Source organism: Streptomyces sp. WY228 (assembly GCF_019287315.1).
Taxonomy (GTDB): Bacteria; Actinomycetota; Actinomycetes; order Streptomycetales; family Streptomycetaceae; genus Streptomyces; species Streptomyces caviscabies.
In genome coordinates, this window is the sequence record NZ_CP079114.1 from 7153305 (window position 1) to 7169961 (window position 16657).

The 16657-nt window shown below is 73.3% G+C and carries 14 protein-coding genes; 7 read left to right on the forward strand and 7 right to left on the reverse strand.

From position 1 onward, the window contains the following. Positions 1-205 precede the first annotated feature (205 nt). Positions 206-2506 carry a phage holin family protein gene (locus KV381_RS31375; RefSeq protein WP_230543985.1) on the forward strand — a complete coding sequence of 767 codons (2301 nt, stop codon included), beginning with the start codon at positions 206-208 and terminating at the stop codon, positions 2504-2506. Position 2507: 1 nt separating this feature from the next. Here KV381_RS31375 and KV381_RS31380 read toward each other — a convergent pair whose 3' ends face one another. From KV381_RS31380 to KV381_RS31390, 3 genes are all read right to left on the reverse strand, one after another. After that, positions 2508-3560 carry a LacI family DNA-binding transcriptional regulator gene (locus tag KV381_RS31380; protein ID WP_030083698.1) on the reverse strand — a complete coding sequence of 351 codons (1053 nt, stop codon included), beginning with the start codon at positions 3558-3560 and terminating at the stop codon, positions 2508-2510. A 34-nt stretch (positions 3561-3594) separates the two neighbouring features. Further along, positions 3595-4248 (reverse strand): DUF305 domain-containing protein, encoded by a 654-nt coding sequence (locus tag KV381_RS31385; RefSeq protein WP_218786847.1) that lies wholly within the window; start codon positions 4246-4248, stop codon positions 3595-3597. An 86-nt stretch (positions 4249-4334) separates the two neighbouring features. Next, positions 4335-5273 (reverse strand): DUF1996 domain-containing protein, encoded by a 939-nt coding sequence (locus tag KV381_RS31390; RefSeq protein WP_218786848.1) that lies wholly within the window; start codon positions 5271-5273, stop codon positions 4335-4337. Between the two features lie 224 nt (positions 5274-5497). On the opposite strand from KV381_RS31390, the gene ligA reads away from it, so the two are divergent. From ligA to secD, 4 genes are all read left to right on the forward strand, one after another. After that, on the forward strand, positions 5498-7654 hold the full coding sequence (gene ligA, locus KV381_RS31395) for an NAD-dependent DNA ligase LigA (protein ID WP_218787338.1): 2157 nt from the start codon (positions 5498-5500) through the stop codon (positions 7652-7654). Positions 7655-8173: 519 nt separating this feature from the next. Beyond that, on the forward strand, positions 8174-8890 hold the full coding sequence (locus KV381_RS31400) for a rod shape-determining protein (RefSeq protein WP_030083706.1): 717 nt from the start codon (positions 8174-8176) through the stop codon (positions 8888-8890). Continuing rightward, on the forward strand, positions 8887-9477 hold the full coding sequence (locus KV381_RS31405) for a hypothetical protein (RefSeq protein ID WP_218786849.1): 591 nt from the start codon (positions 8887-8889) through the stop codon (positions 9475-9477). The genes KV381_RS31400 and KV381_RS31405 overlap by 4 nt, the downstream gene beginning before the upstream one ends. A 35-nt stretch (positions 9478-9512) precedes the next feature. Then, complete coding sequence (gene secD / locus KV381_RS31410) at positions 9513-11843, forward strand: protein translocase subunit SecD (RefSeq protein ID WP_218786850.1); 2331 nt, start codon at positions 9513-9515, stop codon at positions 11841-11843. A gap of 60 nt (positions 11844-11903) precedes the next feature. On the opposite strand, the gene KV381_RS31415 is transcribed toward secD, so the two are convergent. Next, complete coding sequence (locus KV381_RS31415; protein WP_218786851.1) at positions 11904-12731, reverse strand: helix-turn-helix domain-containing protein; 828 nt, start codon at positions 12729-12731, stop codon at positions 11904-11906. 105 nt (positions 12732-12836) lie between these two features. Between KV381_RS31415 and KV381_RS31420 the strand changes: the two genes are divergently transcribed. Continuing rightward, positions 12837-13142: a 4a-hydroxytetrahydrobiopterin dehydratase gene (locus KV381_RS31420; RefSeq protein ID WP_007459845.1), complete on the forward strand. Its 306-nt coding sequence runs from the start codon at positions 12837-12839 to the stop codon at positions 13140-13142. 27 nt (positions 13143-13169) lie between these two features. Here the strand turns inward: KV381_RS31420 and KV381_RS31425 are convergent, their stop codons facing one another. Beyond that, a complete protein-coding gene (locus tag KV381_RS31425; protein ID WP_030083715.1) occupies positions 13170-14132 on the reverse strand; it encodes a LysR family transcriptional regulator in 963 nt (320 codons plus the stop codon). Positions 14133-14342: 210 nt separating this feature from the next. Between KV381_RS31425 and KV381_RS31430 the strand changes: the two genes are divergently transcribed. Continuing rightward, entirely contained in the window at positions 14343-15230 is an 888-nt protein-coding gene (locus KV381_RS31430; RefSeq protein ID WP_098025638.1) for a trans-aconitate 2-methyltransferase, read from the forward strand. Between the two features lie 18 nt (positions 15231-15248). On the opposite strand, the gene KV381_RS31435 is transcribed toward KV381_RS31430, so the two are convergent. Both KV381_RS31435 and KV381_RS31440 read right to left on the reverse strand, forming a co-directional pair. Continuing rightward, positions 15249-15716, reverse strand: a complete 468-nt coding sequence (locus KV381_RS31435) for an RICIN domain-containing protein (RefSeq protein ID WP_218786852.1) — start codon at positions 15714-15716, stop codon at positions 15249-15251. Between the two features lie 35 nt (positions 15717-15751). Continuing rightward, the gene (locus KV381_RS31440; protein WP_030083721.1) at positions 15752-16588 is read right to left on the reverse strand and encodes an aldo/keto reductase; all 837 of its coding nucleotides are present in this window, start codon (positions 16586-16588) and stop codon (positions 15752-15754) included. Positions 16589-16657 lie beyond the last annotated feature (69 nt).

A 16657-nucleotide genomic window follows, 5' to 3' on the forward strand; every position in this document is an offset into this window, starting at 1 on the left:
CCCCCGTGACCCCGTGTCCGGGCACGGCCCGCGCCACCCGTGCCCGGGTGCGCTGCCGCTACGAGCCTATGCGCCCCCCGTACCGTCCCGCCGCCCCCGGCCGGTCCGCCCGGAAGCCGCTGACCGGGACCGACGCTGTGAAAAGCTGAAGAGCGGACCCCGGACCAGCGGGGCCGGGGGCGGAGAGGACGTGAGGTGGACCGGCGTGGGTGACGGGAAGTGGCGTACGGCGGGCAGAGCCCTGATGCGGGTGACCGCGGTCTGGGCGGTGTCCACCCTCACCATGCTCGCGCTCGCCGGCATCCTGCCCGACTTCCAGCTCCAGTCCGACGACGGCGACACCATCACCAAGACGGCCTTCACCGCCGCCTGGGGCGCGGGCGCGTTCGGTCTGCTCTCCGCCCTGGTCTGGCCCGTCCTCGTACGGTCCCTGCTCATCGTGCCGGCGCTCGTCCTCGGCGCGCTGGTCTTCTTCCTCAACGGTTCGCTGCTGCTGATAGCGCTGCGGCTCATCCCGGACGGACGCGGCGACGCCGCGCCGGAGACCGCCGTCGTCGTGGCCGCCGTGATGTCCGCCGTGGCCTCCGCCACCTCCACCGCCCTCGCCGTCCGCGACGACGAGGCCTACCGCCGCAGGCTGTCCCGGCTCGCCGACCGGCGCCGCAGACGCGGCCGCTCCCCGCGCCCGCCGGAGCCCGGCCGCGAAGGACCGCCCGGCACCGTCTTCCTCCAGCTCGACGGCGTCGGCCACGACGTGCTGGTGAAGGCCGCCGCCGACGGGCTGATGCCGACCGTTGCCGGCTGGCTTGCCGACTCCTCGGGACACCGCCTCACCCCCTGGCGCACCGACTGGTCCAGCCAGACCGGCGCCAGCCAGCTCGGCATCCTGCACGGCAGCAACCACGACGTGCCCGCGTTCCGCTGGTACGAGAAGGAGACCCGCACGCTCATGGTCTCCAGCCGGCCCGCGAGCGCCCTCGAAATGCAGCGCCGGGCCATCGCGCACACCCACGACGGAGGGCTGCTCACCGTCGACGGCGCGAGCCGCGGCAACCTCTTCAGCGGCGGCGCCGGACAGCTCGCCCTGGTCCTCTCCATGGCCGCCCGGCGCGGCAAGGGCCGCCGCTCCCGCGCCGGATACTTCGCCTACTTCTCCGACCCGGCCAACGCCACCCGTACCGCTCTCTCCTTCGTCGCCGAGGTCCTCCGCGAGATCGGCCAGTCGACCCGGGCCCGCGCCCGGAAGGTCACCCCGAGGATCAAGCGCGGCGGGCTCTACCCCTTCATCCGCGCCTTCGCCACCGTCGTGGAGCGCGATGTGGTCGCCGCCGCCGTCCTCGGCGACATGTTCGCCGGCCGCACCGCCGTCTACGCCGACCTGGTCGCCTACGACGAGGTCGCCCACCACTCCGGCCCGCACAGCCGCGACGCGGAGAAGGTCCTCGTACGCCTGGACCGTTCGCTCGCCCTGATCGCCAAGATCGCCGACCACACGCCGCGCGCCTACCGGATCGTGCTGCTGTCCGACCACGGCCAGAGCCCCGGCGAGACCTTCGCGGGGAAGTACGGACTCACGCTCAAGGACCTCGTCCGGGCCGGCTGCGGCCTGCCCGTGCCGCGTCGGGCCCAGCGCACCCGCAGCGCCTCCGAGGCCCGCGACGCGGTGCGGATCGCCCTGCACCGCCCCGTCGAGGACCAGGAGGCCGAGCACCCGGCCAAGCTCTCCGACCCGATCGTGCTGGCCTCCGGCAACCTCGGGCTGATCTCCTTCCCCGACATCGAGGGCCGCGCCTCCCGCGAACAGATCGAGCGCCGCCATCCGGCGCTGCTCTCCACGCTCGCCAACCACCCGGGGATCGGCTTCCTCCTCGTACGCAGCGAGACACACGGCTCCGTGGTGCTCGGACCCGGCGGGGCCGAGGTGCCCGTCGCCGCACTGGCGGACGGCGAGGGCCCGCTCACGGACTTCGGCGTCGGCGCGGCCGCCGCCGTACGGCGCACCGACACCTTCCCGCACGTCGCCGACGTCATGGTCAACTCCATGTACGACCCCGCCACCGGCACCGTGCACGCCTTCGAGGAGCAGATCGGTTCGCACGGCGGCCTCGGCGGCGAACAGTCCCGGCCGTTCCTGCTCTGGCCGCGCGGACTGACCGACCCGCTCGACATCGTGGCCGCCGAGACCGCGGAGGGCGCGCCCGTGCCGCCGGGCGGCGGGCTGGTGGGCGCCGAGGCGGTGCACCGGGTGCTGACCCGCTGGCTCCAGGAGTCCTCAGGACCTCAGGTACCGGTCCGGGCCGAGGGCTTCGCCGGGGCCGACCTGGCGGACGAGCCGTTCCCGGCCGCGGCTCCGGCGCCGGAGCCGCCAGTTCCGGAGGCCCCTGTTCGACAGACCCCTGTTCGACAGACCCCTGTTCCGGATGTGCCGGAGACTTCCGTGCCGGAGGCCGTCGTTCCGGACGTGCCGGAGAGCCCCGTTCCGGACGCGCCGGAGACGAAGGCCTGACTCAGGCCGACTGCCGCCGTACCAGCGTCGGCGGGAAGAGCACGGAGGGCGAGGGGCCGCTCGGCTCGCCGATCTGCTTCAGCAGCAGCCGGGCCATCTCCGCGGCCATCTCCTCCACCGGCTGCCGGACCGTGGTCAGCGGCGGGTCGCAGGCGGCCGCCGCGCTGCTGTCGTCGAAGCCGACCACCGCCACATCGGACGGCACATCGCGCCCGGCCCGGAGCAGCACCGGGAGCGCGCCCAGCGCCATCAGGTCGGAGGCGATGAACACCCCGTCCAGGTCGGGGCGGTCCGCCAGCAGCCTGCGCATGGCCGCGGCCCCGCCCAGATGCGTGAAATCCCCCTCGGCGCAGGCCACGTCCTCGATGCCGTGCGCGGCGACGGCCTCCAGGAAACCGGTCAGCCGGACCTGTCCGGCGGGCATGTCCTGCGGCCCCGAGACGGTGCCGATGCGCCGCCGCCCCAGCGCGGCCAGATGGTCGGCCGCCAGCCGCGCCCCGGCGTGCTGGTCGACCTCCACATAGGCCAGCGGCGACGGCTTGTGCGGACGGCCCGCGAGGACGGCGGGCATCCGGGTCTCCTGGAGCAGCCCGGGAAGCGGATCGTCGGCGTGCGTGGTGATCAGCACGACCCCGTCGACATGGCCGTGGCGCAGATAGGAGAGCAGCTGGGTCCGGGAGGCCTCGTCGTCGGCCAGCATCACGACCATCTGGATCCCGGCCGGGCGCAGCACCTCCAGCAGCCCGCTGACGACCCGGCCGAAGTACGGGTCGGAGAACATCCGGCCGACGAACGGCTCGGACATCGGCCGCCGTTCCCGCTCGGAGACCACCAGGGCCACCGAGTCGGTCCGCCGGGTCACCAGCGAGCGCGCCGCCCGGTTGGGCACATAGCCGGTGGTCGCCACCGCCTCCTCGACCACGGTGCGCAGGGCGGGGTCCACCGTGGTCGCCCCGTTGATCACCCGGGACACCGTCGCCCGTGACACACCGGCCACGGCCGCCACGTCCTCCAAGGTCGTGGGGCGTACGGGCGGCGGCACTTCGGCTGTCATGCAGCCCTTTATACCCGCAGGCAGGCCGCCCCGTTCAGCCGAGGGCCCGCTCCGCGCCCGGCAGTCGTGCCAGCTCGGCGAGGAAGGTCTCGCGCGCCGTGACAAGGGCGCGGGCCAGTTCACGGGCGTCCGCCCGGCCGCCCGCGGTGATCTCGGAACGCGACACCTGCGCGGACTGGCGCAGATGGTCCCGGATCCCGGCGAGGACCAGCCGGTCGAACGCGGGCCCCTCGGCTGCGCGGGCCGCCGTCAGGTCCCGCTCGGTCACCATGCCGGGCATGTCGTGCCCCGCGTGCACATCGGTCAGGGGCAGCCCCATCCGGGTCAACAGGGGCCTCAAGCGGTCGAGTTCCGCCTCCTGATCGGCGCGCAGCCGGACCGTGAAGGCGCGGAGCCGCGGTTCGTCCGCACGCTCGGCGGCGAGCGTCAGCAGCTTCACCGCCTGCTGGTTCATCGGGGTCATCAGCTGGACCCAGCCGACGTCAGTGGCGGATGCGGAGGCGGATCCGGTGGCGGACGGCGGCGCGGACGTCCGTGCCTCTGCCGTACGGGGCGCGGAATCCGCCGTCGTACGAGGTGCGGAGTCCGCCGCCGATGAGCAGCCGGCCGCGCCGGTGAGGGCCAGCACGCCCAGCAGGCCGAGGACGGCGGCCCGGTGGGGGAGCTTCGGGAGGTTCATGCGGTTCATGAGGCGTCCTCGTACGGTGGGGGAGGGCGCCCGCCCCGGAGCCGGGGCCCCGGAGCGGACGCGGTGCGCACGGAGTTGACGTACGGTCAGGGCTTGCCGTCGAAACCGCACTTGACGATCGCGTTGATGCAGTCGCGGACGCGCTGCGCCATCTCCTCCTCCGGCCATACGTTGAAGAAGTCGCCGTGCATGGTGTAGCCGGGCCCGGACGCCAGCCGGAAGCGGGCCGGGTCGCCGTTCACCGGGTAGCGCAGCACCTGCCGGAGCTTGGGAACCGGCACCGGGTGGGTGGACGGGCAGCCGCCGTTCACCGGGTAGGCCATGTGGCTCTTGTGGTCGGCGGAGTCGAGATCCGTACCGTTCCAGCACTGCGGGAAGTCCAGGTAGGACTCCATCATCGTGCCGGGCGGACAGTTCACGAAGTCCGTCGAGGGGTTGACCTCGCCGGCGTGCAGGCACGACCAGCGGGCGATCGTGTTGTCCTGCGGGCCGGTCGCCTTCGCGTTGCCCGCCACGATGCGCAGGCCCCGGGGGAAGGGCTGGATCTGCCGGATGACGTCGTCGCTGACCCCTTCGCCGAGGTAGTAGAAGGTGGTCCCGGTGGGCTCCACCTCCTGGTCGCCGTCGTAGAGGGTGGGCACCCAGTACGACGACAGGTCGGTGTCGGGGGAGCACGAGGTGCGGCCCTGCTCCAGCGAGGCCAGGTCGGAGCCGGCGTGCGTGGTGTCGTTGCCGAAGAAGCTGTGCATGTGGGAGGCGCCCGGCAGCCCGGGGAAGACGATCGGGTCGTCGGGGGCCCGGTGGGTGTACGGGCATTCCGCGAGGAACTCGGCCACCCGCACCACATCCGCGGCGGCCTTCGGGGCGGTGTCCGCGGCGGCCCGGTCGGCCGCCGCGTTGCCCACGTTGGCCTGGAGGAAGGAGAGGGCGAGGGCCGCCGCGGCGAGCCCGGCGATTCTGTACCGCCAGGGCGGCAGGGAACGTTGACGGCGGTGGTCCGGATTGCGTCGATGACGAAAGAGCACGGCACTCCTGTTCGGGACGTGGGGGGATGGGGGGATTCCTTGATCATGAGAGAGAGCGCTCTCTCGGAGGAACGTAGGATTGCCTTCTGTGCATGTCAAGAGAGTGCGCAGATCCAAGAAATAAGCCTGATGGGCGACGAGTTGGGGATGCGTTCATGGGAGAGCGCTCTCTCAAGATCGGGGCGGAGGCGGGATCGGCGGCGTTGTCAGTGGTGGGCGGAAGAATGGTGGCCATGACGAACTCAGCTGCTGTGCTCGCCGATGCCGCCGCCTATGCCGCCGCGGTCGAAGAGGCCTCGCTCGCCGCCGCCGCGTACTACGCCACGGGCGAGAGCGCGCTGGACGACGACGCCTACGACCGGCTGGCACGCGGGATAGCCGCGTACGAGGCGGACCACCCGGACGAGGTGCTCGCCGCCTCGCCGACGGGCAAGGTCGCGGGCGGGGCCGCCGTCGGCGACGTGCCGCACACGGCGCCCATGCTGTCGCTGGACAACGTGTTCTCGGCCGAGCAGTTCGCGACCTGGACCGCGTCGCTGGAGCGGCGGATCGGCAGGCCGGTGACGGCGTGGAGCGTCGAGCCGAAGCTGGACGGCCTGGCCGTCGCCGCGCGCTATCGGAACGGCCGGTTCGAGCGCCTCATCACGCGGGGCGACGGCACGGCGGGCGAGGACGTCTCGCACGCGGCCGGTGCGGTCGTCGGTCTGCCGGAGCGGCTGGCCGAGCCGGTCACCATCGAGGTGCGCGGCGAGATCCTCATGACCAACGAGCAGTTCGAGCAGGGCAACGCGATCCGTACGGAGCACGGCGGCGCCCCCTTCGCCAATCCGCGCAACGGGGCGGCGGGCACCCTGCGTGCCAAGGACCGGGCCTACCGCGTGGAGACGACCTTCTTCGCCTACGGCGCACTGCCGCTGCCCGATTCCGGGGAGCTCGCCGACACCCTCGGCGAACTGCCCCACAGCGAGATCCTGGCGTACGTCGCCGGCCTCGGCGTGCACACGGCCGCGGGCACCGACGTGGCGCCGGTCCGGGTCTCCACGGTCGAGGAGGTCCAGGCGCGGGTGGCCGAGACGGCCTCCCTGCGCGCCTCGCTGCCGTTCGGCATCGACGGGATCGTGATCAAGGCCGATCTGGCGGCCGACCAGCGCGAGGCGGGCTCCGGCACCCGCGCGCCCCGCTGGGCCATCGCCCACAAGCTGCCCGCCGTGGAGAAGATCACCCGCCTGCTGTCCGTCGAGTGGAACGTCGGGCGCACGGGCATCATCGCGCCGCGCGCCGTCCTGGAGCCCGTGGAGATCGACGGCTCCACCGTCGGTTACGCCACCCTGCACAACCCGGCCGACATCACCCGCCGCGACCTGCGGCTGGGCGACCAGGTGATGGTCTACAAGGCGGGCGACATCATCCCGCGCATCGAGGCCCCCGTCGTGCACCTGCGCACCGGCGACGAGACGCCCATCGCCTTCCCCGAGAGCTGCCCGCAGTGCGGCTCCGCCATCGACACGAGCGAGCAGCGCTGGCGCTGCACCCGGGGCCGCGACTGCCGGCTGGTCGCCTCCGTCTCCTATGCGGCGGGGCGCGATCAGCTCGACATCGAGGGCCTCGGCTCCACGCGGGTCGTCCAGCTCGTCGACGCGGGCCTCGTGGCCGACTTCGCGGATCTGTTCACCCTGGAGCGCGAGCAGCTGCTCTCCCTCGACCGGATGGGCGAGACCTCCACGGACAACCTCCTGGCCGCCATCGACACCGCCCGCGCCCGGCCGCTCTCCCGGGTCTTCTGCGCCCTGGGCGTGCGCGGCACGGGGCGTTCCATGTCGCGCCGCGTCGCGCGGTATTTCGCCACGATGGACCGGATCGTCGCCGCCGACGTGGAGACGCTCCAGCGGGTCGACGGCATCGGCAAGGAGAAGGCCGCCGCGGTCGTCGCCGAGCTGGCGGAGCTGGCCCCGCTGATCGGCAAGCTCGTCGCGGCCGGGGTGAACATGACGGAGCCGGGCGCCACCCCGCCCCCGGAGCCCGGGGCGGAGGAGCCGGCCGGTGCGGACGCGCAGGCCGCCGGTGGCGGGGAGACCGGGGCGGAGGCCGATGGCGACGGCGGAAGCGGCTCCGCGCTGCCTCTGTCGGGGATGACCGTGGTGGTCACGGGAGCGATGTCCGGAGTGCTGGAGAAGCTGACGCGCAACGAGATGAACGAGTTGATCGAGCGGGCGGGCGGCAAGTCGTCCTCCAGCGTCTCCAAGCGCACGAGCATGCTGGTCGCCGGGGAGAAGGCCGGATCCAAGCGCACCAAGGCGGAGGACCTGGGGGTCCGGATCGCGGTGCCGGAGGAGTTCGCGGAGCTGGTCGGCGCTTTCCTCGCTGCGGGGGAGGAGAGCTGAGCCGATGACGCCCGCCGTGCGGAGGCGAGGTCGAGGCCTGTGAATCTGCGGGGAAGTGGCGTTCCACCACCCCGTATTGCATAGTGAGGGATCGGTCGCGCCTCGCTATCAGCGGGCCGACGGGGTGCGTGGACGGCTGCGACGGGCGGCCGGGGGTGAGGGACGATGCGTTCTGTGCACGACGGACAGCGACCGGGTCGCGCCGTCCCCCCGTCGTCGGCCCCCGCCCCGGCCGCCGCCCTTCCGGCCACCGCGCCACCGGCTGTCCGTTTCCCGACCGCTTCCGCGCCCGGCGAGTGGCGAGGGCCGCTCCACCCGGGTGCGGGCCCATGGGGGAAGGGCCCCGGACCGCTTCGTGACGGAAGCGGTGCCGGGGCGTTCGGGGCAGGCCGTTCCCACGCGGGCCTCCGGACGTACCGCCGGCACGAGGGCGTGCCGGGCACGCTGGGCGCAGCGGATGCCGTTCCGGCCGCCCGGGGTCTGGCCCTGGACCTCGGCAGCTCCCGTACCCGGGCCTGGGTGCCCGGCCGGGGCCTGGTTCTCGACCCGTACCCCGCCTCCGCCCCCCACGGGGGCGCCGAACGGCCGGTCCGGCGCGGGCGCATCGTCGACCCCGAGTCCTGCGGGCGGCTGCTCGGCCGGATCGCCGACGCGGCTCTGGGCCCCGACCGCAGCGACAGCGTGATCGTCCTCAGCCACCCGGTGCTCGCCGGGGCCGAACACCGTACCGCCGCGCGCGCGTTGCTCGCCGGGCTCGGGACGACGCGGGTCGTGGTCCTCAGCAGCGCCCGGGCCGCCGCCGCGTACGCCGGTCCGAGGGAGGCGGGCCCGCTGCTCGTCGTCGACATGGGGGCCGAGCTGACCGAGGTCACGCTCCTGGTGGGCGGCCTGGTCGCCGACGCCCGGCAGGCCGAGAGCGGGCTCGACGATCTCGACGGCCTCGATCCGGCGGCGCTGCCCGCCGCCCTCGTCCGCACGGTGCTCGACATGATCACCTCCATGTGGCGGCACGACCGGCACGGTGCGATCCGTGGAGCCCTGCGCAAGGGCCCGGTGCTCGCGGGCGGCGGCGCGCTGCGGGCCGATGTCACCGACCGCATCGCCCGTTGCCTCGGCACCCGGGTGCGCCTGGCCGACGACCCGTCGACCACGGTCGTCCGGGGCGCCGGACAGATCCTCAGCTCCGTGCTCCGCCACCGGACGGCGCCGCCCGAGCACTCCGGCCGACCGAGGTGACGCGGTACCCGGGACGGCCCCGGGAGAACGCGTTCCGGGTGCGGTCCGTGCTGTCCGCGCTGCTGCTCACCGTTCTCACCCTGGTGGGTGGTGCCGCCACGGCGAGCGGCGCGGCACCCGCCCTGACCGCCCGGAGCACGGCGCCCGCCGCCATGTCCGCCGGCGCCCCCGCCGCCACCACCGTGACCTCGGTGTCCGCCGCACCGACGACCCACCGGACCGGGACCGATCACGCGCGGACCGATCACTCCGAGCGCCACCACACCGGTGCGGTGGCGCGGGCCGGGCACGAGCGGCCCCGGGCGGCGGCCGATCCGGCGCAGGCTCCGCGGGCGGGCAGCGGCCGGCCGTATCTGCTCCTGCACGCCCCGCCGCCCCCGCACGACGCGCTGACGCCCGCTCCGCCGGGGCTCGCCGAGCCGTGCGCCGGAGTACGGCGGACCGCCACGGACACCTTCGACGTGCCCGGCAGCCGCAGGGGCGCGCTCCCCGGTGTCCGGGGGCCTCCGGGCAGGACGACCACCGGTCCCACGACCGGTCATCCGTCCTGTTCCGCATCTGCCGCATCGGCGTCGCGTCCTCACTGAGGTGAGGGCGCTCGACGCCCCACCGGAGGATCTCCATGACTCGCGCCACCGTGGTGCGAGCGGTTCTGGCTGCCGCCGTTCTGCTCGTCTCCGTCTTCATCACCTTGACCATGTCGCCCAGACTCGGCCTCGATCTCCAGGGCGGCACCCGTATCGTGCTCCAGGCCCGGGACACCGCCACCGTCCAGGCGGACCGGGAGACCACCGACCGCACCCTGGAGGTGCTGCGCCAGCGGATCGACTCGCTGGGCGTCTCCGAACCGAATCTGACCCGTTCCGGCGAGGACCGGATCATCGTCGAACTGCCCGACGTCCAGGATCCGCGCCAGGCCACCGAGGTGATCGGCCGGACGGCTCAGCTCAGCTTCCACGCGGTCGAGGGCCCGGCGGCCGAGGAGCCGGATGGGAAGACCCCGGACTCCGACCCGGCCGACCCCGAGCGGCTGACCCTCCCCGACGAACAGGGCCGCCCCCTCGCGCTCGGCCCCAGCCGGCTCTCCGGCGCGGGCGTCGAGGACGCCACCGCCGGGTTCGACGCGCAGGGCGGAGCGGGCTGGAGCGTCTCGCTCGAATTCCGCAAGGACGCGGGCCAGGACTGGAAGCGGCTGACCGGCGAGGCCGCCTGCCATCCGGCCGGGGACGACCGGCGCCGGGTCGCCATCGTCCTCGACGAGAAGATCATCTCCTCACCGCAGGTCGACCCCTCGGTCGGCTGCCGGGCCGGACTGCCGTCCGGGGCCACCCAGATCACCGGTTCGTTCGGCGCGGACGAGGCGCGTGACCTGGCGCTGCTGATCAAGGGCGGGGCCCTGCCCGTACCCGTCGAGATCGTCGAGCAGCGGACCGTCGGCCCGACGCTCGGAGCGGCGGCCATCGACGCGAGCATGCAGGCGGCCCTCATCGGGGCCGCCGCCACCGCACTCTTCATCACCGTCGTCTACCGCCTCTTCGGCGCGCTGGCCGCCGTGGCGCTCGGCGCGTACGGGGTGATCTCCTACGCCGCGCTCGTCGCCCTCGGCGTCACGCTGACCCTCCCCGGCCTCGCCGGTTTCGTCCTCGCGATCGGCATGGCGGTCGACGCGAACGTCCTGGTCTTCGAACGGGCCAGGGAGGAGTGCGCGGAGCGGCCGAAACGCTCGCTGCGCTCCGCGCTGACCACCGGCTTCCAGCAGGCGTGGAGCGCGATCGCCGACTCCAACGTCACCACCCTGATCGCCGCCGGACTGCTCTTCTTCCTGGGCTCGGGCCCGGTCAAGGGCTTCGGCGTCACCCTCGCCATCGGCGTCCTCGCCTCGATGTTCTCCGCGCTGGTCATCGCCCGCGCGCTCACCGAGATCGCCGCGAACACCCGCTTCGTCAGCGACTACCGCGGCGTCAACGGCATCGGGCGCCCCGGCGCCGTACGGACCTGGCTGGTCCGCAAGGATCCGCGGCTCTTCCGGAAGCCGGTCCGCTGGCTCGTCGTCTCGGCGGCGCTGGTCGTCGTCGCGGTGGCCGGGATCGTGGTGCGCGGGATCGACCTGGGCGTCGAGTTCACCGGGGGCCGGCTGGTCGAGTACTCCACCAGCAGGCCGGTCGACGTCGAGACGGCCCGGGACGCGCTCACCGCCGCCGGGTTCGGCGACGCCGAGGTCACCACGGCCGGCGACGGCGATCTGTCCGTACGCACCGGGAAGCTCGACAACGACGGCGAACACGCCCTGCGGGCCGCCCTCGCCGAGGAGGGCGGCGAGACGACGAAGGTCCGGGACGAGCTGATCGGCCCGAGCCTCGGCGACGAACTGCGGCGCAACGCGCTGATCGCCCTGGCGGTCGCGGTGGCCGTGCAACTGGCCTATCTGGCGGTCCGCTTCCGCTGGACATTCGCCGTGGCCTCCGTCGGGGCCATGGTGCACGACGTGATCCTCGTGGTGGGCGCCTTCGCCTGGCTGGGGCGGCCGGTGGACGGCATCTTCCTGGCCGCCCTGCTCACCGTCATCGGTTACTCGGTCAACGACTCGGTGGTGGTCTTCGACCGGGTCCGCGAGCTGTGGGGGACCAACCGGAAGACACCTCTGGACACCATCTCCCGCCGGGCCGTCCTGCAGACCGTTCCTCGCACGGTGAACACCGGGATGGGCGCCCTGTTCATCCTGGCCGCCCTCGCGGTGCTGGGCGGCGACTCGCTCGCCGACTTCGCGCTCGCCCTGCTCATCGGCATCGTCGTCGGCACCTGGTCCTCGGTGTTCACCGCCGTACCGGGGGCTCTCGTCCTGGAGCGGACCGCCAAGGCCCCGCCGCCCGTACCGGGCAAGGGGAAGGGCACGGCGCGCGGCAAGCCCCGCCCGAAGCGCCGCGACCCGCTCGACAACGGAGCCCGCGTCTGAGCTGACAGAACCGCGTCCGAGGTGACGGGCCCGCGTCCGAGGTGACAGGAAGGGGCCGGGTCAGGACGGTACGTGGGCGTGCAGATAGGCGGCGGTCCCGCGGTCGGCGGGAAGGAACGTCTCGATGGCCAGCTCGGCCACCGTCACGTCCATGGGCGTGTTGAACGTCGCGATCGACGACACGAACGACAGGACCCGGCCCCCGTGTTCGAGCCGCATCGGCAGCGCGAACGCGGCGGGCCGCTCCTGCTCCCGCCCCCGATCCGGCCCCGTGCCGTCCGTTCCGTCCGCCCGTGCGGGTACGGGATAGGCGGCGACCTCGTCGTACAGCGCGCGCAGCTCGGGCGAGCGTACGAGGGCGATCTGCCGGTCCATCTGCGCCAGCAGGTCCGCCCGCCACGCGGCGAGGTTCACGATGCGCGGGGCGAGCCCGTCCGGGTGGAGGGTGAGCCGCATGGCGTTCACCGGTGGGGCCAGCAGCTTCTCCGACACGCCTTCCAGCAGCAGCGCGATGCCCCGGTTGGCCGCCACCACGCCGTAGACGCCGTCCACCACGAGCGCCGGATACGGCTCGTACGCCGCCAGCAGCCGGTCGAGCCCTTCGCGCAGGGCGGCCATCGCGGGGTCGTCGAGCGGCGTCTGCGCGTAGCGGGGCGCGTAACCGGCGACCACGAGCAGCGCGTTGCGCTCCCGGACCGGGACGTCCAGCTGCTCGGCCAGCCGCAGGACCATGTCCTCGCTGGGCCGGGAGCGGCCCGTCTCGATGAAGGAGATGTGGCGGGCCGAGGAGTCCGCGCGCAGGGCCAGCTCCAACTGGCTGATGCGCCGCTGCTCGCGCCAGTCGCGCAGCAGCGGCCCCACTCCCGTGTCGGGCGAGACAGTCGTCATGCCAAGACCGTAACGTCACCGGCGGGCCGGGGCCGGTACGGGCCGCTGTGACGTGTACGCCGGCCCACCGAGACGTGAGCAACCGAGACCCACGGGAGCCGTTCCATGAGCGCCGAACCGCTGTCGCCGACCGAGATCGACCGCCGGCTGGAGAGCCTGCCCGGCTGGGCGCTGGAGGGGGACCGGATCACCCGGACCTTCCGGCTGCCCTCCCACTTCGCCGCCGCCGCGCTGACGGTCCACATCGCGCGGATCCAGGACGAGCTGAACCACCACTCCGATCTGACCCTCGGATACAACACGGTGGCCCTCTCCGTCCACACGCACGACGCGGGAGGCGCGGTCACCGAGAAGGACCTCGCGCTCGCCGCCCGGGTGGCGTCCGCCGCCCCGGCCCACGGAGCCGAATAGCCCGGCGCACCGGGAGGCCGCTTTGGCTCAGGCCACCGTGCCGAACCGCGGGTTCGCGCCGAGCCACTGCGCGTAGACCGGGCTGCGCGACACCGCCTCCGCGTACGCCGCGCGGGTCGCCCCGGCCACCGTCCCCGCCGCGGCGTCCGCGGCGGGGGAGTGCGGGTGCCAGCCCACCAGATGACGCCAGCTGAGCGGCGCACCGGCGAGCGGTCGGGTCACCACGCCGGGCGTCGGCGGGAACGTCGCCCGGCACAGCCCGATCGCCCGCCCCACCTGCACCAGGTGGACGACGGACGAGGTGTCCGTCTCGTACACCGACACCGGGGTGAAGCCCGACCGCGCACAGGCCGCGGTGAAACAGTCGGCGAAGCAGCCGTCGCCCGGCACGTCCGCCCAGCACTCGTCCGCGAGCGCGGCGAGATCCAGTTCCGCTTCGCCGGCCAGGGCGTGATCCTCCGGCAGCATCACGAAGACCGGATCCACCCCGACGACCTCCCAGGACAGCCGGTCCGCCAGCGGCGGCGGACTCTCGCCGCAGGTGCCGATCAGTGCGAAGTCCAGCCGCCCGTCGATCACCAGCGAGGCGATCTCGGCCACCGACCACGAGGTGTACGTCGACACCGGCACCGACGGGTGCGCGGCGGCCATCCGGTCCACCAGGCCGCCGAGCAGCGGACCGTGCGTGCCGCCCAGCCGGAACCGGTCCAGCGACCCCGTGGCATTGGCGAACCGCACGGCCTCCGCCTGCAGTTCGCTGACCGCGGGCAGGACCACCCGGGCCCGCTCCAGCACCAGTTCGCCGAGCGGGGTGGCCCGCGCCCCGGTGTGGTCGCGGTCGAAGAGAGCGCCGCCCAGGGCCTTCTCGATCCGCCGCAGCTGAGCGCTGAGAGCGGGCTGGGCAAGCCCCAGCGTGGCGGCGGCCTTGGTGAGGCTGCCGGTGTCGGCTATGGCACGGACCGTACGTAGATGGCGCAACTCCAGCTCCATAAGGGAAAGTTATGGGCCCGGAGTCACCCCGGCAATATGTGTGCTCCGCCTACCGTTCGGTCGGTGTACGGGTGGTGTATTCCGCCGGGCCGACCGCGGCGAAGAACGTTCCGGTTCGGCCGTGCGGGGCGTCGTCCGCGGCGGCCGCCTCGATTTGCCGGACCGGCAAAGAAGCTTGCCGCGTGCGTCCCGTCCGGGGAGGCTGACCCCATGAGCAGCCACGCCGGTCACGGCCACCACGAAGCGCACCCCGCCGACATCGACTGGGACGTCCTGGGTCCCCTGCTGGAGCGGGAAGCCGAACTCAACGGTACCCAGTACGAGGAGGCGGCCCGCTGGATCGCCGCCCTGCCCACCGCGCCGAAGGTCCGCCGGGTCCTGGACGTCGGCAGCGGTCCCGGTGTCGTCTCCTGTCTGCTGGCCGAGGTCTTCCCGGAGGCCGAGGTGGTGGCCGTGGACGCCACGCCCGCTCTGCTGGAACGGGCGAAGAACCGGGCCCGACGCCTCGGCGTGATCGACCGCTTCCGGACCCTGGAGGCCGAACTCCCCGATCATTTCGACCGGTTGGGCGAGGCCGATCTGATCTGGGCGGGCAACTCCCTGCACCATCTGGGCGACCAGCGCGCCGCGCTGGCCGGATTCGCCGGGCTTCTGCGGCCCGGCGGCACGGTCGCGCTCGTCGAGGGCGGCCTGCCCGCCCGGCGGCTGCCCCGCGACATCGGCATCGGACAGCCCGGTCTGGAGGCCCGGATGACCGCGGCCGCCGCCACGCGCTTCGAGCGCATGCGGTCCGAACTCCCGGGAGCCAAGCGGGAGACCGAGGACTGGAGTGCTCTCTTCACCGCGGTCGGCCTCGTCCCGCAGGGCACCCGCAGCTTCCTCCTCGACCTGCCCGCCCCGCTCTCCCCGGCCGCCCGCGACCATGTCGTCGCGAGCATCACCCGCGAGCGCGACGTGCTCGGCGACCTGCTGACGGCCGAGGACAGCGCCGTACTGGAACGGCTGCTGGACCCCGAGGACCCCGAAGGCCTGCACCACCGCCCCGACGTCCACCTGCTTACCGCCCGCACGGTGCACCTGGGCCGCCGCGCCGACTGAGCCGGCGGCCCCGGTGCGCTACCTCACCGGCTCCAACCGCCACCACTGGAAGGGGGAGTCGGTGTCCTCCCACTGCTGAATCGAGCCGCCGTCCTCGGTGGAACGGTCCGCGACCTCCATGGCGAGACCGCTGATGAAACTCACCAGCGTCACCGTTCCGGGGGCCTCCGGATGCTGCTCGATCAGCCACTCCTGGGCGCCGAAGTTGTTGGCCTTCCACTGCTGGATACGGGTGCCGTTCGACGTGTCGGCGCCTGCCACGTCCAGCCGCTTCCCGCTGTGCTCGTTGACCAGGTGGAAGAGGGCCGCGCCCTCGTGCACCGGGGACAGCCGCCACACCTGCGCGGCCGTCCCGTCGTCCTGGCCCTGCTGGACCCGGGCCCCGCTGCCCTTGGCCGCGCCGTACACCTCCAGCAGCAGCCGGCTGCCGACGTTGCGCAGGCGGTACGGACCCGCCTCGACCACGGGCGCCAGTCCGCCGCTCATGATTTCCGTCTCCCCGATCGACGCCGGCCGTCGGCTCAGGCGCCGACCGTGAACTCCGCCGGGTCGGGGCCGAGCCGCCTGCCCTCGTCCAGGGCCGCGAAGGCGGCCAGGTCGTCGGCGTCCAGCTCGAAGCCGAACACATCGAGGTTCTCCTTGATCCGCGACGGGGTCACGGACTTCGGGATCACGATGTTGCCGGTCTGCAGGTGCCAGCGCAGCACCACCTGGGCGGGGGTGCGGCCGTGCTTCCGGGCGATGGCGACGACCGTCGGCACCTCCAGCAGGCCCTTGCCCTGGCCCAGCGGCGACCACGCCTCGGTGGCGATGCCGTGGTCGGCGTGGAAGGCGCGGGACTCGGCCTGCTGGAACTGGGGGTGCAGCTCGATCTGGTTGACGGCCGGGACGACGGAGGTCTCGGCGAGCAGCCGCTTCAGGTGCTCGGGGTGGAAGTTCGACACGCCGATGGCCTTCGCACGGCCGTCGGCGAGGATCTTCTCGAACGCCTTGTACGTGTCGGTGTACGCGTCCTTCACCGGGACCGGCCAGTGGATCAGGTACAGGTCGACGTAGTCCAGGCCGAGCTTGTCCAGCGAGGCGTCGAAGGCGCGCAGCGTGCTGTCGTGGCCCTGCTCGCTGTTCCACAGCTTCGTGGTGACGAAGAGCTCGTCGCGGGCGACGCCGGAGGCGGCGATGGCCTTGCCGGTGCCCGTCTCGTTCGCGTAGATCGCGGCGGTGTCGATGCTCCGGTACCCGGTCTCGATGGCCGTGGCGACCGCCTTCTCCGCCTCGTCGTCCGGCACCTGCCAGACGCCGAAACCGAGCTGCGGCATGTCGAGGCCGTTGTTGAGGGTGATGGAGGGGACCTGGCTCACGAGCGATCGATCCTAACGTCGTCGGTTGGTGACTCCCCACGACAACGACCGGGCGGGTCCAGGCATTCC